We start from the raw sequence: 22471 nt of genomic DNA on the forward strand, positions 1-22471 counted from the left end.
CGCGCTCGCGGGGCTCGCGTCCGCGCCCGCGGCGCGCACGTCCCGGGCCCGGGGCCCATGGTGGGCCCCGCCCCCCGTACGCCGCTTCCGTCCCACCGGCCCCCCGCGTACCGGAACGGCCCCGGCGGCGGTGGGGCCGGTAACGCTTTCGCGGTCCTGTGCGCTTCCTGTTCGAGCCGCGCGGACCGCGGTGGAGCAACCATGTGGAGTGGTGTGATGGCCGAGCAGGCGGTGAACGACCAGCCCGAGACCCCCCGGGTACCGCCGCTCGGCCCGCACCCCTCGGCCGGCGCCGGACCACGGGTACCCGCGGCCGGGGCGCCCTGGGTGGACGCGGACCGGGAGGGGCGCGCTATCTTCGGACGGCCCATCGGCGTCCGCGCTCCCGGCGGGCGTCCGCGCTCCCCGCTGGGAAGGGCGGTCGAGCGGTACGGAGACGGGCCCGCGGACGGCCCGCGGCTCCTCCGCCTGACGGCAGGAGCCAGGACATGAGGCCCGGTGGACGAACTTGACGCGCGACGGACGGCGGTGACGCTCCGGCGGACGGCCGCGGCGCCGGCCGCGGAACGGCGCGGACCGACACCCCGCCGTTCGGGATGACGACGGGGATGACGCACGACGTCAGCGAGCTGCGAAGGACCGAAGAGGACGTAGTGGGCAGGGCGGTGGTGCGCCGGCACGGCAGGATGGACGACGGGGAGCTGGGGGAGGCGGTCGAGCGCGCCCGCGGCGGCGACGAGGCCGCGTTCAGCACCGTCTACCGCGAGATCCACCCCCGGCTGGTGGGCTACCTGTACGGCCTGGTCGGCGACGACGCCGACGACGTCACGTCGGAGGCGTGGCACGACATAGTCCGCGACCTGCACCGCTTCCGCGGCGACGGCGCGGCGTTCCGCGGCTGGGCGGCCACCGTGGCCCGGCACCGGGCGCTGGACCACTTGCGCAGGATCAAGGTCAGGCCGCGTACGACGGCCCTTGAGGACATCACGTCGGAACCGGCCGCCGCCGGCGACTCCGAGGGCCTGGCCCTGGAGAGCATCTCCACCGAGCGGGCGCTGGCGATGATCTCCGAGCTGCCCCAGGAGCAGGCGGAGGCCGTGCTGCTGCGGGTGGTGCTCGGGCTGAACGCGCCCATGGCGGCCAAAGTGCTCGGCAAGCGGCCGGGCGCGATACGCACGGCCGCCCACCGGGGGCTGAAGCGGCTGTCCGAACGGCTGGGTGACCGGCCGTCGGGCACGGGGGAGACGGGGGAACGGCGTGTGCCGCACGAGCCGGGCGGACCGGAAGGCTCGGGCGGCCGAGGAGAAGTGGACGGATGAAAGAGAGCCGAGAACGCGGCGGCGAACCCGGACCGGGCCCGGGCCCCGCGCCGGCCCCGCGGGCGGGTTTGGACTCCGTGCGGGGCGCGGGCCCCGGACCCGAATGGGAGGACGAGGGCGCGGAGGACGCCGAGTTCGCGGAGCGCCTGCTCGACGGTGACCCGGTCGCGGCGGCCGACCCGCGCGTGACCGGTCTCGTACGGCTGCTCGCCGCGGCCGGCGAGGGCCGACCGGGCCGGCCGGAGGACGAACAGGCCGTACTCGCCGCCTTCCGGCGGGCTCACGCGGAACGTACGGCTCAGGCGGAACGTACGGCTCACGCGGATGGCGCGGGCCGCGCGGAACGTACGGCTCAGGCGGATGGCGCGGGCCGCGCCGAAGGCGTGCGCCTGGCCGCGGGCGGTCTCGACGGCTTGGGTGGTTCGGGCGGCCCGGGCGCCCTGGGAGCCCTGGACGGCTTGGAGGGTGCCCGGGCGGGCGCCACCGCGAAGGCCGCGGACGCGGAGCCGCACGGCCTCCGCTCCGCGGACGCGGCGCCCCGGCGTACGATGTCCCGCTCGGCCAAGGCGCTCATCAGCGGGTTCGCCGCGGTCTTCACGCTGGGCGGGGTGGCCATCGCGGCCCAGACGGGCGCACTGCCGCACCCGTTCCGTTCCGGCGGGGGCGACCAGCACCGGCCGGCACCCACGCCGTCCGCCTCCGCCGGCGGCACATCGGGGACGACGGCGCCCGGGGCGGGGAGCCGCACCCGGCGCGGCGCGCGTCCCGGCGACGGCGACCCCTCCGCAGCGGCCTCGCCGGGCCGGTCCGCCTCACCCCACACCTGGGCGAGCGGATCCCCGCAGGGGAAGGCCGGTGACGCGGCGAAGGACCTGTGCGCCTCCTACACCGAGGCGCTGCGGCGCGGGGAGCAGCCGTCCGCGTCCCTGCGGCTGCGACTGGCCACGGCGGCCGGCGGAGCCGCGAAGGTCGACGGGTACTGCGCGGGCGTGACCTCGTCCGGCTCGTCCTCCGGCGGGAGCGGTACGACCTCCGGCGGCGAAAATACGACGTCCGGCGGGAGCGGTGCGTCGTCCGGCGGCGAGGGTTCGGCGTCGGGCGGGAGCGGTACGGCCTCCGGGGGCGAGGGCTCGTCGTCCGGCGGCGACTCCGGGCACGGCAAGTCGTCGGGCGTGTCCAGCCCTTCCGTCACGCCCACGCCGGCCGCGGCCACTCCGACTGCGACGCCGACCGGCGTCCGGGGCCCCGCGGCGACGCGCTCGCCCTCGTAGGCGAGCACTTCGGCGCCCCTCAGAGGCCCGCGAGTTCGTTGACGCGGGTGGTGGCGAGGTCGAGCTCGGTCGAGCCGGAACGCAGCTCGGTGGTGGATTTGGCGATCAGGGAGGCGTCGCCCGTGGCCGTGCCGTCCGAGCAGTCGGCGGCGGCCTGGGCGAGAAGACCGAGGGCCGTGGACCAGTGCTGCTGGGTGTCGCGTTCGGGGACGGCCGGGTAGACCTGCGCGGCCCGCAGGTCGGTCTGGAGGGCGACGCAGTCCTGGCCCATGCTGACCGTGTCGTGCGCGGAGGAGTCGTCGTCGACGGCGCCCACGTCCCGGGCGAGGGCGGTCAGGTGGGTGGTACCGCCGTTCGAGGCCCAGGCGCGGACGGAGGAGGCCGGGCCGCCCCCGGCGCCCGTACCGCTCGTACGGTTCGAGCCGCCCTTGCCGCTCGTACCACTCGTGCCGCTGGCCGCTGTCGCGGCGGAATCGTGGTGCGTGGCGCGGATCGCCAGCACGACCACCACGACGACGGCGAGCGTGCCGAGGAAGCCGAGCAGCCCCGCCCTCAGCGCCGACCCGGCCGCCGAACGGGGAGCGGGATCCGCCGCGGCCCGAGCCGCGGACTTCGGGCGGCGGTGGGCACGGCGGTGTCCCGGCCGGGCCTCGCGCTCGGGCACCGACACTCTCCCGGGCAGCTCCGGATGCGACACAACGTCCCCCAAAGGTTCGCACTGTGTGGAGATCGGGAGCATGTCACCTAAACGGCGGGAGCGGGAGAGAGGTTGCCGGACCGTGATATAGGCGGCAAGCGGGCGTGATCACCGCATATGCCGGGACGGTCGGGGTGGCCGGGGTCGCCGGGACGGCTGCGGGCGGGGAGCTGACGGGAGGATCGCCGGGAAGTGGCCGGCGAGTGGCCGACGAGTGGCCGGAAAACGACGGACGGGGCGCTCGTGAGGGGAGCCGGGCGCGGGCGAACCCGGGCGAACGCGGTTGAACGCGTCCGGAGGTGTTCCGGATGGATCCGAGCGTGTCCGAACAGGGCCGGAGCAGTTCCGGAACAGGGTTCGCAACAGGGTCCGGACAGGTCCGGACAGGTCCCCGTGCGGGTGTGGGCGCACGATGCGGTGGCACGGCGTGCAAGTGGACGTCCAGCAGGTGGAATTGGGGGTACTTTGTCGGCTGTCCCTGGCATAGTCCACGGTATGGACACCGACCCGTTCTGGACACTGATCAACGAGTGCCGGCGGCAGGGGCTCAGGGGTGACAAGCGGGACGCGTGGCTGCGCGACACGCTGACGACGGTGCCCCTTGAGGAGATCGTGGCCTTCCAGGCCTGCCTGGAGCACGAGACGGACCGGGCGTTCAGCTGGAACCTGTGGGCGGCGGCCGACCGCGTTTTCGGCGGCTGGTGCTCCGACGACACTTTCTGCTTCTTCCAGCGCTGGATGATGGGGCTGGGCCGCCCGGTGTTCGAGGCGGCGGTCCACGACCCGGACGCCCTCGCATACGCGCCCGAGGTGCTGCGGCTTTCGGGTCTGCCCCGGGAGGCGTGGGGGGAGGACTGGCCGGAGTGGCCGTCGCTGGGCGACCTGGCCGTCGAGGCGTACGAGGCCGCGACCGGCGCCTGCGACGACGGCGACTCCTTCTTCCGGGCCACCACGGCGCTGCTGGACGCCGACCGCCCCTACCGGCTCCGCCCGACGACCCCCTCGGGCTCGCGCTGGAGCGTCCTGGACGAACCGGAGGCGGTACGCCGGCTGCCGCGGCTGAGCATGATGTTCCCGCTGGGATGAGGGGCGGCCCGCCGCGGCCGGGAGTGACCCCGCGAGCCCGCGCACTCTCGCTTCGCGGGCGCGCACGGCGGACCGCCCGTACGCTCAGGTCCCGTTGACCAGGCGCATGTAGCGGACCCAGTCCCAGTTGGGGCCGGGATCGGTGTGGTCGGTGCCGGGGACCTGGGAGTGGCCGATGATGTGGTTGCGGTCCTTGGGGATGCCGTACTTGTCGCAGATCGCGGCCGTGAGCGCGGCGGAGGCGTGGTACATCGCCGTGGTGAAGTACGAGGGCTGGTCGACCCACCCCTCGTGCTCGATGCCGATACTGCGGGTGTTGTAGTCCCAGTTCCCCGCGTGCCAGGCGATGTCGTGCTCGCGCACGCACTGGTCGATCGCGCCGTCCGCCGAGCGGACCACGTAGTGCGCGCAAGCGGCGTGCGCGGGGTCCTGGAAGAGGCGGATGGTGTCGGCGAACGTCTCCTGCGTGACGTGGATGACCACCAGGTTGATCGGGTACGAGGTGGGGCGGTTCGAGGCGGTGTAGTTGGCCGTGCTGGCCGGCGCCCAGGTGGCCGAGGGGTAGTCCACGGTCGCCGCGGCCGCGGTGCCCTGGCCGGCCCACAGGTCGCCGGCGAGGGCCGCGGTGGCGGCGGCGCCGACCGCGAGTCCGGTACGCAGCAGGGAACGGCGGGTCGGCACGCCCGCGCCCACACCCGGCGTGCGGGCGCGGACGGGGGCGGTGGCGGCGGGCGCGGGGTCCGGGATGTGGTCCGTGGCGGGGTCCGTGGCGGGGTCCGGCTCGCGGTCCGGGGTGTGGCCGGAACGGATACCCGGACGGCTTAACGCGGCCGGCGTCTGGGGGAGTCGGGGACGGCCGAGGTGTTCCATGGGAGGCTCCCTGGGATCGAGAAGTGAACGGTCAAGTGCATGACAAATCAGGCGGGCCAGCCCATCGTGCGGTCCCCGGCCCTGACCTGCCAAGCGGTTCACGCATTGGCAGAGGTCCATACCGGTGACGGACGGCGTCGGCCGTACCTCGCTACCGCCCGCGCCGTATTGCCCGCCCGCCCCTGTACTGCCTCCCTCCGACCGACCCGCCTGCAATCACTCCCTCACTTACCGTAGCGACGCCAGTCCTATTCGCGTAACAACTGACTCACACTCACATCACTACCCGGCCACATGTGGTGTCCGCTTTGCCCCTGCTGTGCGCCTCGCGTCCCATTGCTTCCTGCCGTCAAGTCTTCGATTCGGCTTGGAAAACAGGACAGGCTCTATTAACGTTCGATAACGCAGCGCGGTCGTCACCGCCGCCGACAGGCGGCACCGTGCGCTTGCCGAATCCCGCCCGCGGGAACCGGGGAACCAACAGAACAGGGGTGAATCGGGCAGCGGCCCTGCCCGTAGGAGACCTTCTTCCTCCGAACCCGTCAGCTAACCCGGTAGGCGACAGGGAAGGAAAGGAGAGCGCCTTCAGTGGCGTCCAACCAGTCTGCCTACGCCCCCGTCCGCCCGGACGACGCCTTCGCCGCACCGGGCTCCCCCCTCGGCCCCTGGGATCCGCAGACCTCCGGCACTTCCGTGCTGCCGGAAACCGCGGCGCCCCCCGAGTCCCCCGCGACCGGAACCGCCCCCGCCCCCTTGCCCGCGCCCGGCCTCATGTCCGGCCCCGGCCCCCTCCCCGCCCCCGCTCCCGTCCGCGCTCCCGTCCGCGCTCCCGGTGAAGCCGTGGACGCCCCGGGCGGCTTGGAGGCTTCGGGCCGCTTGGACGCCCCGGGCGGCTTGGCTGACTTGGCCGACTTCGGGGCCTCGGGCGACTTCGGGGAGGGCGGCGACCCCGGCCTCCCGGCCGAACCCGCCCCCTACGCGGGCGCGATCCGCGACCGCTCCCGGCTGCCGCGCCAGCGTGCCGTCAGCCGCGGCTCCACCGTCCTCGGCATAGCCGCCATGGCCGCCGTCGGCGCCGGGCAGGTGGCCGTCGCCGCCGCCCCCGGTACGGCCCCGGCCACCACCGGCACCGGCCACGCCTCCGTCTCCGCCCCGGACCTGGCTCCCGAGTCGGCGCCGGCGCCGGCGCCCCAAGAGCTGGCGCCCCGGGAGCTGGAGAGGACCAGCGGGCCCCAGGGCGACCCCGTTGCCGTACCCCGCAGCGCGGCTCCGACATCCGCCCTGGCCCCGGCCGCCCCGGCACCGGCTGCCGCCCCAGCCCCGGCCCCGACTGCCGCCCCTACTTCGGCTGCCGCCCCGGCCGTGAGCGGACCGCACGCCGCCCAGGAGACCGGCCTCGCGGCGGTCCCGGCGCCCCCTGCCAAGGACCAGGTCAAGGACCACGCCCAGGACCACGTCCCGGACCCCGGCGAGGCGTTGTGCGCCCGCATCATCGGCCAGGTCACCGCCCAGCGCGAGGCCGCCGCCGCGGCCGAACGCGCTGCGGCCGAGCGCGCCGCCGCCCGGGAGGCGGCCGCCCGCAAGGTGCGCGAGCAGGCTGCCGAGGCCAAGGCCGCCGCCGAGGCCAAGGCGAAGGCAGAAGCCGAAGCCGCCGCCAAGGCCGAGGCCGAACGCCTGGCCGCGCTCGCCCGCTCCTACGTCACCCCCCTGGCCTCGTACACCCTGACTGACGGCTTCGGCCAGGCCGACCTGTGGGCCAACCTCCATGCCGGGCAGGATTTCACCGCCCCCACCGGCACCCCGGTGCACGCCGTCCACTCCGGCACCATCACCTCGGCAGGCTGGGCGGGCTCCTACGGCTACCGTGTCGTCCTCACCCTCGACGACGGCACACAGGTCTCGTACTGCCACCTGTCGACCATGGTCGTCACCTCCGGGCGCGTCACCACGGGCGACACCATCGGCCGCGTCGGTGCCACTGGCAACGTCCCGGCGCCCCACCTCCACCTGGAGGTCCGCCCTGCCGACAGCGCTCCCGTCGACCCCCTTTCCTGGCTCGCGTCCCACGGAGTCACCGCTTGACCCGTAGCTCCTGCTGCGTAACCCCTGCTCCCTGACCACTGCTCCTTGACCCGGACTTGCACCTCCCGTCCCCCTGCCACCGGCGGCCCTGGTCGACTCCCCCCCTCGCCAGGGCCGCCGGCCTGTTCACCCTCTTCTTCGGTGTCCACCGCCCCCGGCCTCGGATTGTTGAGCCCCCTTCAGCCGCCGAGGCGCGCGCCTAACGCCCCTGACCCACCGACGGCCCTACTGGTACGGGCTGCCGTATCGCGGTTCGGCCAGGGACCCGGAGAGGATCCGGCCAGGGATCCGGTCCGGGAGCCGGCCAGTGTGACCTGGTTCGGATTCAGGTCCGGGCCCCGCACACGGACCGGGCCCCGCACACGGACCGGGCCCACTCCCACCCGGGTGCCCACGCTGGCCGGGTGCCCGCCTCAGCCCCCGCCGGCGCGGGCACTCGCCTCGCTACTGGCCGCGGCGATCGGCGACCGCCCACGAGGCCACGGCTATGCCACCGGCCACCGTGAAGACGGCAGGCCAGGCGCCGACTTTCCTCGCCAGAGGATGCGACCCGGCGAAAGCCGCCACGTAAGCCCCCGTCAGCGCGGTCGCCGCCCCAGTACCCGCGCGCTGCTTCCATTGGCGGGCCGCGACGGCGCCCGCGGCCGCCAGTGCCGCGCCGCCCAGCTCACGGCGCTTGGTCCACCGCGCCACTCCGTACCCCGCGATCAACCCGCTCGCCGCCACGACGCTCGCGGAAACCCCAGCCATCACGTCCTCCTCGATCCCCTTGACACCTTGAACCTTCGCCGAACCCGATCCCGAACCGAATTCGAATCCGCGCCCGCGCCTGACTCACCCCGCGCCCGAGCCCGGCCTGAACGAGTCCGTGCCCCCGATACCGGCCCTCTACCAGCCCGGTCCGGACCCGGCCCCGACCCGAATTCGATCTCGATGTCTCGAGACTAACCCGCCCGCCCAACACACGCGGATCAGCCTGTGGATAACTCGATGCCACCCCGCCGACCAGCGACGTTCCTCCTGGTCAGGCGTTGGCGGACCGGTCTCGACCAGCCCGCCGTCCGGTCGGGATCGGCCGGACCGGCGAGATCCGGAGGGACCGGCGTCAGCGACCGCGGGCCGCGGCGAACGGCGGCTCGCCCGCCCCGCCGGCCGCCGCGGAACGCCAGGCCCGCCCCCGGCCGCTTCAGGCCACGGGTGGCACCGCGTCCGGCACCGCCGCGTTCCGTACCAGCGGCCCCGCGATCGCGGACTCCGCCACCGCCCCTGCCGTCTCCGCCCCGTCGGCGTCCTTGCCGTCGTGCCCGCCATCGTCCTCATCGGCGGGTACGGCCGCGAACCCGGCCGCGAACCCCACCAGCCCGATCAGGTCGGGCGGGGTGTCGTCGTGGTCCAAGGCGCGGTACTCGAGCGACGCCAGGATCGCCATCCGCTCCGTGAGCCCCCAGTGGGGCCGCGTGTCGCCGCCGACCAACTCGGCGCTGAGCTGCGCCAACGGGCGCCCTGCGCGGTGGGCGGAGTGGATGGCCTCTCGCAGCTCCAGCAGGTACTCGGCGTACGCGCGGACGTCCGCGGGCGACATCAGCGGGCCGTGTCCGGCCACCACCACCCGCGGGTCGCACTCCAGTACCCGCATCGTCGCGCGGTGGATCTCGTCGATCGGGCCGGCCCAGTGCACCGGATGGTCCTCGCTGAACAGCACGTCGCCCGCGCACACGATGCCCTCGTCCGGCAGGTGCACGATCAGGTCGCCCTCGGTGTGTGCCGGCCCCACCTCGATGAGCCGGACCGCGACCCCGCCCACATCCAGCACGAGTTCCCCGGAGAACGTCTCGTTCGGCGGGACCATGGACAGCCCCCCGAAATCCCCGTACCTGCCGAAGTGCCGCCTGACGTACGCGCCCAACGGGGTGCTCGCGTCACTGGCGGCGACCAGCCGCGCCAGGTCCGCCGGCGCCGGTTCGGCGCATAGGTGGCGGGCGTTCGCCTCCGTGGCGATGATCCGCGCCTTGGGGAAGAGCGCGTTGCCGTACGAATGGTCGCCGTTGCCATGGGTGTTGACGACCGTGTCGATGCCGGTGCCCGGCGCCAGCACCCCGGCGGCGAGTTCCAGAAGACGCCCGGTCATGCCGGCGGTGTACGGGGTGTCGACCAGCAGTGCCGTGCCACGGCCCGCCACCAGTACGCAGTTGGCCATGCCCCAGGTCGCGTGGCCGTCGGGGAGCCACGCGTGCACGCGCGGCGTCAGTGCCCGCAGGTCGCGGGGCAGAGGGAAGTTCATGACGCCTCATTGTGGTGCGGCTCGAAGGGGTCGGGGTTATGAGGCTCGCCACAAGGCTGCTCATTCCCGTCATTCCCGGTCCTGCTGGCGAGCGCGGGATCGACCGGACCGGGCGTCGGCGCGTACATCGGCGGTTCCACCGGCGGCCGGTCGCCCCGGTCGAACAGGACGAACATCAGCCGTCCGCCCGGCACCCCGAACGGCCCCGCCGCGCACATCGTCACCCACCCGGGCCCCAGTTCGGCGTGCAGGACGGGCCGGGCGCCGTCCGCCCGCGGCTGGATGTACTCCGCCGTCGGCTTTTCGAAGTACGGCGCCACCACGGGGTCCCGCTTGGCGTCCGCCTGCAGTTTGGCCAGCGTCCTGTTGTGCGGATTGCCCGCCACCGCCGCCCGTACTTGTGGTACCAGCAGCGGAAGCCACGCCGTCTCCCACTGCGCCAACGTCACCGAACGCGCCTCGGGATCCAGCAGCATCCACCGCATCGTGTTGCGCGGCACCTCACCCCTGGGGAACAGCCGGGTGAAAGCCGCGTTATAGGCGACGATGTCCCAGGCGACGTCATTGACGTACGCCATCTCGCTGGTGCTCGCCAGCACCCGCTGCCATGGCCGGGGTACCGCGGTACCCAGCTCCGGGTCGAGCCGGAAGGCGGGCGGCAGCCCGGTCGCATAGAGCACCAGCGCCTCCCACTCGTGGTCGGACAGGTGCAGAATCCGCGCTATGGGCGCGAGCACATCGGCGCCTATGTTGGCGAGCTTGCCGCGCTCCACATAGCCGTACTTGTGCTCGGGCCAGCCCAGCAGGCGCGTCATGTGCTCGTGCGTGAGCCCCGCAACCTTGCGTCCACGCGGGTCGCTGCGCGGAGCCAGGCCCAGCTCCGCGGGGTCGACACGGGCGCGAGCACGCGACAGCAGCGTCTGCAGGGCCTCACGGTTGCGCATGCCTGTCCCCCTGTCATCGGACACCGGACGCCCCGACGGCCTGATGCCCTACGCCCCGTACGGATCGCCGTACACGCCGTCGTACGGATCGCGGTACGGGCCACCGTACGCTCCCGCCCCCAGGCCGCCGTACGGGTGACCGCCGGCGCCGACGTACGCGCTCACTGCACGTGCCCACCGCTCGCCGGAACTACAAGTCCCTCGGGTCCAGTTCCCGGGCCAGTTTGTATCCGACCTCGAACCTGCTGCCGGCGCCCAACCGCTGCATCAGTGACGTCATGACCTGCTGCACCGCGGCCGTGTCGATGCCGAGCCGGCGGGCGATGCGGTCGTCGCTGTAGCCGTTGGTCATCAGGCGTACGACCGCCCGCTCCTGGGAGCTCATCCCGGCGTGATGCGGCCGTACGCTCGCCCGCGACAAGGGTGTCGCTCGCTGCCAGTACGACTCGTAGATCGTGGCGAAGGACCGGGCCAGAACCGCACCCTGGATGCGGATCATCGACTCGGAGAAGTCGCCCAAGCGGCCGGGCAGGCACACCGCGTTCCCGTCGAACACCAGCATGTCGTGCGGCACATGGTCCGTCACCCGGACGGTGACTCCCAGGTCCGACAGCTCCCGCAGGCCACGGGCGTGCTCCGGCTCGCTCAGCAGAGTGCGCGGAAACAGCGCCCGGACGCGTATGCCGCGCCGCGCCAGCCGCCCCAGCGCCTCGGGGCCGGCCGAGACCAGTCCCCGCAGCTCCTCGAATCCCTCCAGACCGCCGATTGCCTGCAGGCCGTGCACCCCCTGGAAGCCCCGCACCCCCTGGTAGGCCGCGTCCATGGTTTCGAGCAGCCGCGAGGTGACCTCGCGAAGCGCCAGGTCGCGCTCGGCCGGACCGCTGAACTGCTCCACGGTCACCTGTTCCTGCTGACCCGCAACCGTCGCCATGTCGGTCAACTCCGCTCGCGGTCCAGTCGCCGCCCGCCGCCCACCGATAGGGCTCCTGAGCCCTTCCGTCACCATGTCCATCGGCCTGGATGCCACCGCCTGGACCTCCCTCGCCGTCCCCGTATCGCCGTGGTCCCGTCGCTGCCGTTCCACGCCCACCGGATCCATAGCGCGAGCCGTGTCCTGATCCACAGCCCGTCAGGCACAGAGTGTTACAGCGGCATCACTGGTTTTCCAGGTCGAATCCGTTGAGGGAATAAAAGATATCAAAAGCGACTGAATCATCACTCATGGCCGCGCAGGGGGCACGCGCAGGGCGCGGGCTCATCACCCGCAGCCCACTCGCAGCTCACCCGCAGCCAGGCGGCGGGTTGGGCGTGCTTGCCTCCTGCGCGCCCATGGCGGCGAGTGCGCGGGTCCCGAGTGGCCGCGGACCCGGCCAGGCGCCCACGCGTCCATTCCCCGCAGGGAATTGTGACCGCATGCCGTCGCCCTCAGCATCTTGAGGCACAACCCCGACTCGCAACCTATGCTCCGAGGAGTGCGCCATGACCGAGGTCGACGCGCAGGACCTGGCCGCCCGCTACATCGCCCAGTGGACGGAACCCGACGCCGCCGAACGCCGGGCGTCCATCGAGCGGCTCTGGGCCGAGAACGGCACCCATGTCCTCCACCCGCCGCAGGACATCCGGACGGCGGCGGCAGCGCTTGGTTTCGACCACACCACTCTCGTGGCTCAGGGCCACGATGCCATTGAGACCCGCGTGACCCGCAGCTACGAACGCTTTGTCGCCAAGGAGGGCTTTACCTTCCGCCCGAGCGGCGACGCCGTACGCCTCCACGACGTCGTCAAGTTCACCTGGGAGGCGGTGTCCACAGAAAGCGGCGACGTAATGGGCGGCGGCTTGGAAGTCCTCGTACTCGACGACGACGGCCGCATCAAAACGGACTACATGTTCCCGTCCTGACCCGGCCTCCCCAGCCCGTCACCGCCTACGTTCCCTCATTCAGGTGGACGGCGGTCAATGGGACGGCGGTTCGGTGGATTCGAGGTGCCTGGCCATGAATTCGATGAGCTCGTCCAGCTTTTCCTGAATCCCCGGAAGGACCGGCTCCTCAAGGGGTACGCCGGCGGTCACATCGGCCTTGAGCTGGAGGAACCCGGCGTGCACGGCCCGCGCGAGCCTGTGGCGCTGGCCGGGTTCCAACAGGTCGAAGGAGATACCGCCGATCGCCGCGTCCATCTCCAATTCGTCTTTGTCGGCGGGATTGTCCAGCATCGGTACGGCTCGCGCCAGCATCAGGCGGAACACCGCGTTGCGCATCAAGACGGAGTCCCCGGTGGAACCGAACCTCATCGTTGCCATGATCAAAAGCCTATTCTGATGATTTTTGCCTGCTGAGCCGGAGAAAGAGACTCGATGTACGTTCGTATATCGGTGGCAGATTGCTCGCTGAATCCGGTGAGGTCGACGACAGTGAAGTCGATCGACTTGTTCAGGTGCTCCTGAATCGCATTGTAGAACCGCTGCGGTGCTCCCGGACGGTCCCAGAACTGCGACGTGACAGGGTTGCCCATCTGGTCGTAGGTCCTCCCCTGACTGTCCATGTACTCCCCGTCGCGCTCCTCGGCCGACGCCTTCAGGTTCAGGTCCGGGTACTCCCCCCGCGCCCGGGCCAGTGTGTCGCGCTCGGCGGGGCGCAGCCGGTCCAGGTTCGGGTCGTCGTCCGGATCGGGCTCGCCGGGCTCCTCGTTCCCGCCGGTCTTCGGAGGCTCGTCCCCGCCTCCTCCTCCGCCGCGTCCGCCCGTTCGGGCCGGTGTGCGGGCTTCGGTTTCGGCGAGTTCGCGTTCGAGTTCCTGGCTGACCTGTGTGGTTTCGGCGTCGACGGTTTCGATCTCGGGGACGGCGTCGGCGGCGGCCTGCAGGGAGGTCTCGATGTCGGCGATCATGTCGGTGCTGATGGTGGTGACGGCTTCGTCGAGGGTGACTTCGACCTCGCCGAGGATCGCTGCTGCTTCGCCGGCGTCGAGGGCGCCGGCGGCGGCGTCGGAGCCGCCGAAGGTGAACACGGTGAGGGCGACGCCGATGGCGGTGGTGAAGCCGATGGCGATGCCGGCTTCGGAGAGTTTGTGTTCGGTGGTGCTGTGGGCGTTGTCGATGGCCTGGGCGAAGGAGTCGCAGGCTTTGGCTAGTTGGTCGCAGGCGTATTTGGCGGTGGACAGGGGTGCCTGGCCGCCGTCGGGGGCGTCCTGCCAGATCTTGGTCCAGAAGCCGGCCATGGCCGTGAGGGAGTCGTCGCTGTTGTTGTCGGTCAGGGAGGTGACCTGGCCGTGCAGGCTCGTGCCCAGGGTGTCCAGGGCGGTGGATGCGGTACGGAAGGCGGTGGCGGCGTCGCGCAGTTGGTCCTGGTGGCCGTTGGGCCAGTATTTGGCTAGGGCGTGGGGTACGGAGGAGTGTCCGGGGCCGATGGCGGGGTCCGGGTCGGGGTACGTCACGTCGGAGTAGACCGCCGGGAGTGGGAACTGCTCGGGTGGTGTGCTGCCGGCTTTGGGGTTGGAGTGGTGGTCGGCTTTGAGGTAGTTGTTGGCGGTGGTGACCAGGGCGGTGGAGGCGCTGCCTATGGCGCGGACGGCCGCGGACAGGGCGTGGAAGAGGGCTTTGGCGGCCGGGTCGTAGGTGGCGGCGAAGTTGCGGCCGTAGGAGTCGTCGCCCGCCATGCCGGCGGCGTACTGCAGCGCGTTGGTGAGCGTCGACCCAATGGTGTCGAGCCGGCTCTGCCCGTCGGCGAACGCCAGGCCGACGCTGTTGAGGTCGTGCGGGTATATGTCGAGCGGTAAGCCGGAGCCCGGGCCTCCGTCATCCGGCCGAAGGCTCATGTCCGGCCCCACATGGTCAGGTTGGCGCGGCGGGCGGCCGTGTAGTTGCCGTGTGCGGTCTTCAGCACCTTGTGCAGGTCACGCAGGGTGCGGTGCAGGTCGTCGGAGGCGGTGCGCCACTGCCGGTAGTAGGCACTGAAGGCGTCCTGCGCCTCGCCCTCCCAGCCCTCCGTAACCCGGCGGACCTCCTTGTCGAGGCCGGTCAGATGCTTCTGCAGCTTCCCGACCAGCGTGTCCAGGTCCTCGGCGGCCTGATCCAGCTTCTCCAACCGGACCGCTAATCGTCCCGTCATCCCCCAGCCCCCCGACTGTCGACGGGACGAGTCTCTCAGGTCCGGCATTGCGACGAAAGGGGGTTTTGGGGGGATCCGGCTGATCCCATCCGCCCTCGCCGCAAGGCCGCATCGGTGGCGACGAGCCGCGCCGGCCCGAGGTCGAGGCCCGGGCGCGGGCACTGTCCCGCAGTACGTCGGCCGGCTCGGTGGCCGGGTGTCGCGACGCCGTATCGATGACATCGGCGACAGGCAAAGCTGAGTGCCGTGCGGCCGAGCCTGCGTCGACCGGCGGCCTGGTCGGTCACTCGCCCAGGCGATTGGTGAACAACCGTGCGCTTCTGGCTGGTGTGGGTCAGGATGTCCCGAACGGTCCCGCCCGCCTCGCGGCCACGGCCAGAGCCACCTGGCGCGCCACGTCCTCAGCGGACTCGTGCTCCCAAAAGCGCAGGACCGTCCAGCCCTGCTCGGTGAGGCAGGCGTTGGTCTCGATGTCGCGGGCGATGTTGCGGTCGAGTTTGGTGCGCCACCACTGGGCGTTGGCCTTGGGATGCGTGGCGTGTTCGGGGCAGCCGTGCCAGAAGCAGCCGTCCAGGAAGACGGCGACCTTGGGCCCGGGGAAGACGATGTCGATCGTCCGGCGGGGGAGACCGGGAACAGGGCGGTGCAGACGGTATCGGTAACCCGCGGCATACAGGAGGCGACGCACTGCTACTTCCGGGGAGGTGTCGCGGCTGGCCTGGCGACTCATACGAGCGGAGACGCCCAGCGAGGAGGGCTTCACAGCCATGGAGGATCTCACGGGCCGAGCGGAACCTCGTCAGTGGGGTCCGCAGGTGCCGCGATCAAAATGCTGCGGCAGAGCCGGGTCTGAAGGGCGGGCGTCGGGAGGCGCTGTTGACCTAGGAGCCGATGGCGTGCCCGATGCCCGCCGGCTCGCCGGACCGGGCAGAGCGATGACGGCGGCCCGCTGCGCCGGGGCGACTGCGAGCACTCCCCAGTGACGGCGTTGATGTGCGCGCTGTCCACTTATCCATGGTGCACCCAACAACCGCATCGGCCAGGTGGTGGATGTCCGGGGTTCTCACCTGCCGTCGAGCGACATCTCACGCCACCCCTTTCGGCATCGCGATCAGCTGGGGGACCACCGCGATCTGGGCCACGCTTCCCGAGGAGGTGCGGCCGAGATAGGTGCGGGTCAGGCCCTCGTTGGCGGGGAAGGTGACGAGGTCGGCGGCGGACGGGGTGTGGGTGGACCGCTCGAAGTAGCCCGTGACCAGGTCCTGGGTGGCGCGGGTGTGCATCACGCCCGGCTCGCGGCGGCCGGCGGTCCAGAAGTCGCGGAAGGGGGCGGTCAGGGGGAGCCAGGCGGTCGCGTCGGCGAAGCAGCCGGTGGCGGTGTCCGTCTCGAAACCGACCTCGGCGTCCGGCGTGAGCCGGTCGACGGCGTCGGAGACGGCGAGGGCCACCTCCCAGGAGGCGACGGGTTCCTCCGTGACCATGAGGCGGGTTCCGGCCACCTCCCTGCCGTCGAAGTGTTCGTCCATGAACTCGTACGGCGCCTGCACCCAGGCCGCCTCCACGCGGTAGGTGCCTGCGGGGATCCGCTCCACCAGTTCGCGGGCGGGCTGCCGCTCCCACTCCTCCGGGTCCAGCGTGTCGTCCGGCCACGGCGTGTCCACGACGAGCCGGCCGCTGGGTATGCGGATCGACGTCAGCTCCTGCAGTCCGACCACCTCGACGGGGGTGCGCGGGTCGTCGTACCGCATCCCCAGCCGCGTGCCCGGCACGAACACGGAATCCAGGTACCGGCTGACCTCCGGCCCCGCCGCCAGCCGAGGATCCGCTGCCCACGTCATGACTGCCCCTCAGTTTCGCCGTCTGCCTTCGTGTTGGTGATCCCACCGTAAGCGCGGCCACTGACAATCACCGGTACGGGCGCGAGCGGTGCGCACCACCCCGTCAGGTCTCCGGCCGGTCCGGGAGGGGCAGGGGGCGCGGCGGGACCGGGGTGGAGACAACGATGGACGTCGTCGTCTGGCCGTGGACGACGAAGCGGTCGAGGACCTCCTCCAGGGCTTCGATGGTCGGCGCGTGCACCTTGAGGTGGAAGCAGTCCTCGCCCGTGATCCGGTAGCACTCGACGACCTGCGGGGTGGCCCGGGCGGTCTCGGCGACGCGGGGGAGCTGGCCCGGGCTGGGGCGCACGCGGACCAGGGCCGTGACGGGCATGCCCAGGGCCGCCGGGGAGACGTCCATGCGGTAGCCGGTGATCACCCCGGCCCGTTCCATGCGCTGGACGCGGTCGGTGACGGCCGGGGCGGACATGCCGACCCTGCGGGCGAGCTCGGACATCGACAGGCGGGGGTTGCCGTGCAGCTCGGACAGCAGCCGGACGTTGACGGCGTCCAGAAGCCGTTCCGTGTCATTCCCGGAGATCGCGCCACTGCGCCTGGAATCTCCAGCCACTTTCCACCTCCTGCCTTCAAAGTGCCATTCTCGGTGTGAAGAGGTTCCTGGACGATACCGGTATGCCGCTCTCCAGGGCCCCGGCCGCCACACGGTTGCCGCCCACCGCATACCTCGCGACCGGCGCCGTCTTCCACTACCTCGGTCCCTCACTGGCCGTGCTGCTCTTCGCACACGTGCCCGTCCTGGGCGTCGCCTGGCTGCGGATCGCGACCGCGGCGGCCGTGTTCGCCGCATGGCGGCGGCCATGGCGGCGGACGCCCGCGTGGGGGATGGCCGCCGTCCAGTGGGAGGCCGTCATCGCCCTCGGCGTCGTACTGGCGGCGATGAACACCGTCTTCTACCTCGCGGTCGATCGGCTGCCACTGTCCACCGTCGGAGCGATCGAGTTTCTCGGCGTCATCGCCCTGGCAGCGGGCGCGGCACGCACCCGCCGCAACCTCCTCGCGCTCGGCCTCGCCGTGGCCGGGGTGCTGCTCCTGACCGACGTACGGCTGTCCGGCGAGCCGCTGGGCTTCGTCTTCGCCTTCGCGAACTGCCTGCTGTTCACGACGTACGTCGTCCTCGGCCACCGGATCGCCCGCGGCGCCGGCGCTCATGTCGGCGGGACCCGCATCCAGGGGGACGGCACCCGCACCCATGGCGACGGGACCGGCGGCGCGGCCCCGCCCGCGGTCGACCGGCTCGCCACCGCGATGATCGCCGCCGCCGTGGCCGTCACGCCCCTGGGGCTCGGACCCGCCGCCAAGGCGTTCACGCACCCTATGTGGCTGCTGGCCGGCGCCGGGGTCGGCATCTGCTCGTCGGTCATCCCCTACGTGACCGATCAGCTCGCCATGGCCCGGCTGCCGCGCGCGACCTTCGCGATGATGCTCAGCCTGCTGCCCGCGATGGCCACCGTCATCGGGGCCGTCGTCCTGGCGCAGGTGCCGACGCCGCAGGACCTCGCGGGCATCGCGTTGGTCACCGCGGGCGTCGCCGTTCACCAGGACCAGCAGCCGCACCAGGGGCGGCGCGCGGGAACGGACACCAAGACACGAGCGGACGCCGAAACCAGGACGCGAGCCGCCACGGAAGGCAACACTCCGGACGATGTGACAAGGACACGGGCATGAAGTACGCGCAACTGGGCTCGTCGGACCTGACGGTCTCGGCGATCTGCCTCGGCATGATGAGCTACGGCGACACCCCGGCGCGGGAGTGGCAGTTGCGGGAGGACGCGGCGGAGCCGATCGTCCGGCGTGCGGTGGAGGCGGGGGTGACGTTCTTCGACACGGCCGACACCTATGCGGGCGGTACGAGTGAGGAGCTCACCGGGCGGCTGCTGGCCCGGCTGTTCGCCCACCGTGAGGACTACGTCCTGGCCACCAAGGTCTACTTCCCCACCGGCCCGGGTCCCGACGACCGGGGGCTGTCCCGCAGGCACATCATGGCGGCCATCGACGCCTCGCTCACCAGGCTCGGCACCGACTACGTGGACCTCTACCAGATCCACCGCTTCGACCCGGACACGCCGGTGGAGGAGACCATGACCGCCCTGGACGACCTCGTACGCGCCGGCAAGGTCCGCGCCCTGGGCGCTTCCAGCATGTACGCCTGGCAGTTCGCGAAGGCGCAATACGCCGCCAAGGCCGCGGGAGGCGCCGCCTTCGTGTCCATGCAGAGCCACTACAACCTGGTGTACCGGGAGGAGGAGCGCGAGATGATCCCGCAGTGCCTCGACCAAGGCGTCGCGGTCCTCCCCTACAGCCCCCTGGCGCGCGGCCTGCTCGCCGGCAACCGCACCCTTGGCGGCGAACCGGCCACCCTCCGCTCGGGCGCCGATCCGCTCGCCGCCTCGCGCCTTGCCGCCCACGGCGAGGCGGACCTCGACGTCGTGGACGCCGTACGGGAGGTCGCCGCGGAACGCGATGTCCCGCCCGCCAGGGTCGCCCTGGCCTGGCTGCTGGGCCGGCCCGGCGTCACCGCCCCCGTCGTGGGCGCCACCAAGCCGCGCCACATGGACGACGCCATTGCGGCGGTCGACCTCCTCCTGACCGCCGACGAGATCCGCCGCCTGGAGGCCCCGTACCGCCCGCACCCGGTCGTCGGGCATTCCTGAAAGATCCCCGTGAAGCCGACGCAGGGGGCGGGACACGGCGCGGTGCCCGCCCCCCTGGGCGTCGTTCAGCCCAGCGTCCAGGTCTGGTTGCCACCGCCTGTCGCCGGCCACTGCTCGATCTTCGCGCCCGCCGTCGTCGAGCCGCTCGTCACGTCCGCCGCCAGGCCGCTGTTGAGGTTGACCAGCACGTAGGACATGTTGGACGACGAGGTGTACGAGCCCGTCGCTTCAAACGCCCACGCCTGGTTCGTACCGCCGTTGCAGGTCCGTATGTCGAGGTCGGTGCCTTGCGACGTGGAGCTGTTGGGGACTTCGAGGCATTTGCCGCTGCCGGCGCCCGTGACGGTGTAGACGTTGTCGCCCGTGCGGTGCAGCGACCACTGCTGGTTGGTGCCGCCCGTGGAGCTCCACTGGATGACGGCCGCACCGTCCGCGGTCGAGCCGCCGTTGACGTCCATCAGCAGGCCGCTGCCGGCCGACGTCAAGCGACGGGTGCCGTCGGCCGGGTTCGAGGAGCCCGTCCAGGTGCCCGTCGTGGTGTCCAGCGTCCAGGAGTTCTGCCAGCCGACCGACACCGTGGTGCCGCTGAGCGTCATCGGCAGCCATACCAGCGGGGAGGTGCCGAGGTTGGACGTCGTCCAGCGGTCGCCGGCATAGACGTAAGCCGTTCCGGAAGAGCCCTGGACGGGGATGATGTTGGCCGTCTGGGAGTTGTACGTGTGGGTGCCGACCGGCGCGAAGGTGCGGAAGGCGGACCAGGGGCCGCCGAGGGAGGTCGCGGTGGCGTACACGTTGTCGTTGGTGGACCAGCCGCTCAGGTGGGAGCCCAGCAGGTAGTAGCGGCCGTTCGCCTTCACCATGGCCGGGGCCTCGTAGTCGGCGAAGAGCGCCACCGAGCTCTGGACGGACAGGTAGTCGGCGGACAGCCTGTCGATGCGCAGCCCGTTGGCCCGGTCCTCGGACATCAGGTACGCGGAGCCGTCGGTGTCCTGGAACAGGCCGATGTCCCGGCTCTGCTGCCCCAGCGGCTGGAAGCTGCCCCGGTAGCTGTACGGGCCGCACGGTGTGGCACTCGTCGCCACACCGACCTTCGCCTCGCTGTAGCTGGAGTTGTCGATGTGCAGGTACATCACGTACGTGCCGGTCGAGGAGTTGTAGAGGACCTTCGGGCGCTCCACGACGCGGTTCGGGCCCAGGTCGCCGCTGGACTGCTCGCTCAGGGCCGCGCCCTGGTAGGTCCAGTGGGCGAGGTCGGTCGACTTGTAGCAGCTTATGGACTGGAAGTGGGCGTCGGAGGAGCTCTCCCCGGTCTTGTTCTCGCCGAAGCCGTACCAGGCCGAGCCGACCTGGACGATGCCCAGGCCGTGCAGTTGCAGGGTGTTGCCCGAGGTGTCGTTCCAGGCCGCGCCCGGCGTGAAGGTCGCGGTGGTGTCGGCGTGGGCGGCCGGCGCCGACACCAGCGCCGCCGCGAACAGGGCGGTGAGCAGGGCGACGGGCACGGCCAACAGGCGCCGGGCGGAGATCAGCAGGCGCCGGGCGGAGGCCGGTAGGCGTACGGACATGCCGGAATCCTCTGGGTGGGGGGCGGCAACGTGGGGGAGCCGCCAGATGATTGCGCAAACATATATCCGGAACGGAGTGTGCTGCGCCCGGCGAATGGCGTCAAGGGTTCGCGCACGCATTCGCCGTGCGGCCCGCCGCCTTGCGGCGCCCGCGAACGCCCCGACGGGCGGCTGCCGCCCCGACGGCCGGCCACCGCCCAACGCCCACCCGGCCGGGGTGCCGCTACAAGTGCTTCGGCGGAACGTAGGGCGTTGCCGGATAGGGCGGCCAGGGGGAGTGGCGTGGGGGAGGGACGACTGCTCCCACCGGGGACGGGGTCCAGCGGGGGAGCGGGGGACGGGAGGCGGTCACAAGGGCGGGTTGGGCCCACGATTTGCGGCGCCACAGGTGGTGGAGGAGCTCGGACTCACGGGCGGCGAAGTCCGGCGGCGGAGCGCCCCGGGTCGCGGCGGCTCGCAGGAAAGCGAGGTGGGTGGCGAAGAGGGTGTAGTCGCGTACGGCGCGGGCGGCTGGGTCGCCGCCTATGGCGCGGGCTTGGCGGCGGGCGGCGGCCCGTGTCTTCATCGACGCCAAGGCGGCGGGTTCGGGCGGGGTGAGCCAGCCGGCCGACGCATAGACGGCGAGGTGCGTGCGGACGGTGCGCAACTCCTGGGAACGCGCCCAGAACGCCAGCCACACCACCAGGCCGAAGACCGGGATCATCACCGACACGTAGACGGTCAGGAAGCCGACCGGGGAAAGCTGCGACGAGCCGTTCCACGTGCCGTGCAGCCCCATGGCCACCAGCCAGCCGCCCAGCGGCGGCAGCCAGCGCCAGCGCCAGGGGAGGCCGGGCCGGACGGTCGCCGCGAGGGCGAAGCCGAGGCCGGTCATCGACGTGAACAAGGGGTGTGCGAAGGGCGTCATCAGCACCCGCACGAAGAAGGTCGCCGCCGTCGCCGAGTCCAGGACGCCGGCGCCCAGTGCCCGATCCTCGCTGAAGGCCGTGCCCAGGTAGAGGATGTTCTCCGTGAACGCGAAGCCGGTCGCCACCAGGCCGCTGATCACGATCCCGTCCAGCAGCGACTCGAAGTGCCGCCTCCGGTAGAGGAAGAGCAGCAGGATCGCGGTGCCCTTCGCCGTCTCCTCGACCAAGGGCGCGACAAAGGTCGCGCCCCATCTGTCGGTCTGCGACGGGCTGGCCGAGAACGTGGTGGCCAGCAGCTTGGCCCCGTACTCGTTGGCGAACAACGCGACAAGGGTGGCCGCGCACGCCCCCCAGGAGAAGGCGAACACCACGTTCTGCCAGGGGCTCGGCGCGACATGGTCCAGCCACAGGAACACCGACACGAGCAGCGGCACCGGTACGGTCGCCAGCGCCAGGCCGACCAGGAACGGCTCGGTCCCTATGTGCCGCCGTACGAGGGCCAGGATGACCACCCCGCACACCGCCAGGGCCGTGAACAGCCCTCCGGTGCGTACGGCCCGGCTCTCCCAGAACGACCGCCTGGGCGCGTACTGCTGCGGCGCCGGCCAGGCGGCGGCCGGCCGGTCACCGGCACCGGGGCGCGGCCGCGCGTCCGGCCCCGCGTTCTCCGCCGGCAGCGGCCCCGGCACCTGGCAGGGCACATGCCGGTAACCGGAGCCGGGCTGGTGCGGGTACGTGGACACCTGTCGACAGTACGGGGGGCGAGGGGGCCCGCGCGAGGGTGCGGTTCGGGTGGCGGG

General features: G+C 72.1%; 21 protein-coding genes and 1 riboswitch. Of the genes, 7 read left to right on the forward strand and 14 right to left on the reverse strand.

All coding sequences use genetic code 11. The annotated features are described in order from the left end of the window. Positions 1–686 precede the first annotated feature (686 nt). Positions 687–1319, forward strand: coding sequence for an RNA polymerase sigma factor (locus K7G61_RS20045; RefSeq protein WP_225848312.1), 633 nt, complete (start codon positions 687–689; stop codon positions 1317–1319). Beyond that, a complete protein-coding gene (locus K7G61_RS20050; RefSeq protein WP_225848272.1) occupies positions 1316–2590 on the forward strand; it encodes a hypothetical protein in 1275 nt (424 codons plus the stop codon). The genes K7G61_RS20045 and K7G61_RS20050 overlap by 4 nt, the downstream gene beginning before the upstream one ends. Before the next feature lie 19 nt (positions 2591–2609). Here K7G61_RS20050 and K7G61_RS20055 read toward each other — a convergent pair whose 3' ends face one another. Beyond that, positions 2610–3254 (reverse strand): hypothetical protein, encoded by a 645-nt coding sequence (locus K7G61_RS20055; protein WP_225848273.1) that lies wholly within the window; start codon positions 3252–3254, stop codon positions 2610–2612. Positions 3255–3782: 528 nt separating this feature from the next. On the opposite strand from K7G61_RS20055, the gene K7G61_RS20060 reads away from it, so the two are divergent. Then, positions 3783–4373: a DUF4240 domain-containing protein gene (locus tag K7G61_RS20060; RefSeq protein ID WP_225848274.1), complete on the forward strand. Its 591-nt coding sequence runs from the start codon at positions 3783–3785 to the stop codon at positions 4371–4373. Positions 4374–4457: 84 nt separating this feature from the next. Here the strand turns inward: K7G61_RS20060 and K7G61_RS20065 are convergent, their stop codons facing one another. Further along, positions 4458–5054, reverse strand: a complete 597-nt coding sequence (locus tag K7G61_RS20065; RefSeq protein ID WP_374204178.1) for an N-acetylmuramoyl-L-alanine amidase — start codon at positions 5052–5054, stop codon at positions 4458–4460. Between the two features lie 626 nt (positions 5055–5680). Next, positions 5681–5819: riboswitch (cyclic di-AMP (ydaO/yuaA leader) on the forward strand. 318 nt (positions 5820–6137) lie between these two features. Here K7G61_RS20065 and K7G61_RS20070 point away from each other — a divergent pair. After that, a complete protein-coding gene (locus K7G61_RS20070) occupies positions 6138–7325 on the forward strand; it encodes a M23 family metallopeptidase (RefSeq protein ID WP_225848275.1) in 1188 nt (395 codons plus the stop codon). Between the two features lie 444 nt (positions 7326–7769). Here the strand turns inward: K7G61_RS20070 and K7G61_RS20075 are convergent, their stop codons facing one another. The 4 genes from K7G61_RS20075 to K7G61_RS20090 all read right to left on the reverse strand — a co-directional run bounded on the left by K7G61_RS20075 (position 7770) and on the right by K7G61_RS20090 (position 11481). Then, positions 7770–8075: a hypothetical protein gene (locus tag K7G61_RS20075; protein WP_225848276.1), complete on the reverse strand. Its 306-nt coding sequence runs from the start codon at positions 8073–8075 to the stop codon at positions 7770–7772. A 436-nt stretch (positions 8076–8511) separates the two neighbouring features. Further along, positions 8512–9606, reverse strand: a complete 1095-nt coding sequence (locus K7G61_RS20080; protein WP_225848277.1) for an MBL fold metallo-hydrolase — start codon at positions 9604–9606, stop codon at positions 8512–8514. Continuing rightward, positions 9603–10550: a helix-turn-helix transcriptional regulator gene (locus tag K7G61_RS20085; RefSeq protein ID WP_225848278.1), complete on the reverse strand. Its 948-nt coding sequence runs from the start codon at positions 10548–10550 to the stop codon at positions 9603–9605. Before K7G61_RS20085 ends, K7G61_RS20080 begins: the two co-directional genes overlap by 4 nt. A gap of 190 nt (positions 10551–10740) precedes the next feature. Next, positions 10741–11481, reverse strand: coding sequence for a LuxR C-terminal-related transcriptional regulator (locus K7G61_RS20090; RefSeq protein WP_225848279.1), 741 nt, complete (start codon positions 11479–11481; stop codon positions 10741–10743). 548 nt (positions 11482–12029) lie between these two features. On the opposite strand from K7G61_RS20090, the gene K7G61_RS20095 reads away from it, so the two are divergent. Then, entirely contained in the window at positions 12030–12449 is a 420-nt protein-coding gene (locus K7G61_RS20095) for a hypothetical protein (protein ID WP_225848280.1), read from the forward strand. A 54-nt stretch (positions 12450–12503) separates the two neighbouring features. On the opposite strand, the gene K7G61_RS20100 is transcribed toward K7G61_RS20095, so the two are convergent. From K7G61_RS20100 to K7G61_RS20125, 6 genes are all read right to left on the reverse strand, one after another. Beyond that, positions 12504–12848 carry a hypothetical protein gene (locus K7G61_RS20100; protein ID WP_225848281.1) on the reverse strand — a complete coding sequence of 115 codons (345 nt, stop codon included), beginning with the start codon at positions 12846–12848 and terminating at the stop codon, positions 12504–12506. 2 nt (positions 12849–12850) lie between these two features. Further along, entirely contained in the window at positions 12851–14359 is a 1509-nt protein-coding gene (locus tag K7G61_RS20105) for a hypothetical protein (RefSeq protein WP_225848314.1), read from the reverse strand. Further along, positions 14356–14652, reverse strand: coding sequence for a WXG100 family type VII secretion target (locus tag K7G61_RS20110; RefSeq protein ID WP_225848282.1), 297 nt, complete (start codon positions 14650–14652; stop codon positions 14356–14358). The genes K7G61_RS20105 and K7G61_RS20110 overlap by 4 nt, the downstream gene beginning before the upstream one ends. Positions 14653–14986: 334 nt before the next feature. Beyond that, on the reverse strand, positions 14987–15421 hold the full coding sequence (locus tag K7G61_RS20115; RefSeq protein ID WP_225848283.1) for a very short patch repair endonuclease: 435 nt from the start codon (positions 15419–15421) through the stop codon (positions 14987–14989). Between the two features lie 316 nt (positions 15422–15737). Next, entirely contained in the window at positions 15738–16490 is a 753-nt protein-coding gene (locus K7G61_RS20120) for a DUF4241 domain-containing protein (RefSeq protein ID WP_225848284.1), read from the reverse strand. Between the two features lie 103 nt (positions 16491–16593). After that, positions 16594–17100 carry an Lrp/AsnC family transcriptional regulator gene (locus K7G61_RS20125; protein ID WP_225848285.1) on the reverse strand — a complete coding sequence of 169 codons (507 nt, stop codon included), beginning with the start codon at positions 17098–17100 and terminating at the stop codon, positions 16594–16596. Between the two features lie 62 nt (positions 17101–17162). Between K7G61_RS20125 and K7G61_RS20130 the strand changes: the two genes are divergently transcribed. Together K7G61_RS20130 and K7G61_RS20135 are read left to right on the forward strand one after the other, a co-directional pair. After that, positions 17163–18215: a DMT family transporter gene (locus tag K7G61_RS20130; protein ID WP_225848286.1), complete on the forward strand. Its 1053-nt coding sequence runs from the start codon at positions 17163–17165 to the stop codon at positions 18213–18215. After that, positions 18212–19201 carry an aldo/keto reductase gene (locus K7G61_RS20135; RefSeq protein ID WP_225848287.1) on the forward strand — a complete coding sequence of 330 codons (990 nt, stop codon included), beginning with the start codon at positions 18212–18214 and terminating at the stop codon, positions 19199–19201. Before K7G61_RS20130 ends, K7G61_RS20135 begins: the two co-directional genes overlap by 4 nt. 65 nt (positions 19202–19266) lie before the next feature. On the opposite strand, the gene K7G61_RS20140 is transcribed toward K7G61_RS20135, so the two are convergent. Both K7G61_RS20140 and K7G61_RS20145 read right to left on the reverse strand, forming a co-directional pair. Further along, positions 19267–20763 (reverse strand): RICIN domain-containing protein, encoded by a 1497-nt coding sequence (locus K7G61_RS20140; protein WP_225848288.1) that lies wholly within the window; start codon positions 20761–20763, stop codon positions 19267–19269. A gap of 223 nt (positions 20764–20986) precedes the next feature. Next, positions 20987–22414 (reverse strand): PrsW family intramembrane metalloprotease, encoded by a 1428-nt coding sequence (locus K7G61_RS20145; RefSeq protein WP_225848289.1) that lies wholly within the window; start codon positions 22412–22414, stop codon positions 20987–20989. Between the last annotated feature and the right edge of the window lie 57 nt (positions 22415–22471).

This window comes from Streptomyces sp. HPF1205, assembly GCF_020400825.1.
GTDB lineage: Bacteria > Actinomycetota > Actinomycetes > Streptomycetales > Streptomycetaceae > Actinacidiphila.

Excerpts from the sequence above, each read along its gene's own strand:
- K7G61_RS20135 (WP_225848287.1), top strand. The coding sequence starts at position 18,212 with ATGAAGTACGCGCAACTGGGCTCGTCGGACCTGACGGTCTCGGCGATC.
- K7G61_RS20080 (WP_225848277.1), bottom strand. The coding sequence starts at position 9,606 with ATGAACTTCCCTCTGCCCCGCGACCTGCGGGCACTGACGCCGCGCGTG.
- K7G61_RS20110 (WP_225848282.1), bottom strand. The coding sequence starts at position 14,652 with ATGACGGGACGATTAGCGGTCCGGTTGGAGAAGCTGGATCAGGCCGCC.
- K7G61_RS20045 (WP_225848312.1), top strand. The coding sequence starts at position 687 with ATGGACGACGGGGAGCTGGGGGAGGCGGTCGAGCGCGCCCGCGGCGGC.
- K7G61_RS20050 (WP_225848272.1), top strand. The coding sequence starts at position 1,316 with ATGAAAGAGAGCCGAGAACGCGGCGGCGAACCCGGACCGGGCCCGGGC.
- K7G61_RS20130 (WP_225848286.1), top strand. The coding sequence starts at position 17,163 with ATGCCGCTCTCCAGGGCCCCGGCCGCCACACGGTTGCCGCCCACCGCA.
- K7G61_RS20120 (WP_225848284.1), bottom strand. The coding sequence starts at position 16,490 with ATGACGTGGGCAGCGGATCCTCGGCTGGCGGCGGGGCCGGAGGTCAGC.
- K7G61_RS20105 (WP_225848314.1), bottom strand. The coding sequence starts at position 14,359 with ATGAGCCTTCGGCCGGATGACGGAGGCCCGGGCTCCGGCTTACCGCTC.
- K7G61_RS20100 (WP_225848281.1), bottom strand. The coding sequence starts at position 12,848 with ATGGCAACGATGAGGTTCGGTTCCACCGGGGACTCCGTCTTGATGCGC.
- K7G61_RS20075 (WP_225848276.1), bottom strand. The coding sequence starts at position 8,075 with ATGGCTGGGGTTTCCGCGAGCGTCGTGGCGGCGAGCGGGTTGATCGCG.
- K7G61_RS20060 (WP_225848274.1), top strand. The coding sequence starts at position 3,783 with ATGGACACCGACCCGTTCTGGACACTGATCAACGAGTGCCGGCGGCAG.
- K7G61_RS20115 (WP_225848283.1), bottom strand. The coding sequence starts at position 15,421 with ATGGCTGTGAAGCCCTCCTCGCTGGGCGTCTCCGCTCGTATGAGTCGC.
- K7G61_RS20095 (WP_225848280.1), top strand. The coding sequence starts at position 12,030 with ATGACCGAGGTCGACGCGCAGGACCTGGCCGCCCGCTACATCGCCCAG.
- K7G61_RS20085 (WP_225848278.1), bottom strand. The coding sequence starts at position 10,550 with ATGCGCAACCGTGAGGCCCTGCAGACGCTGCTGTCGCGTGCTCGCGCC.
- K7G61_RS20090 (WP_225848279.1), bottom strand. The coding sequence starts at position 11,481 with ATGGCGACGGTTGCGGGTCAGCAGGAACAGGTGACCGTGGAGCAGTTC.
- K7G61_RS20140 (WP_225848288.1), bottom strand. The coding sequence starts at position 20,763 with ATGTCCGTACGCCTACCGGCCTCCGCCCGGCGCCTGCTGATCTCCGCC.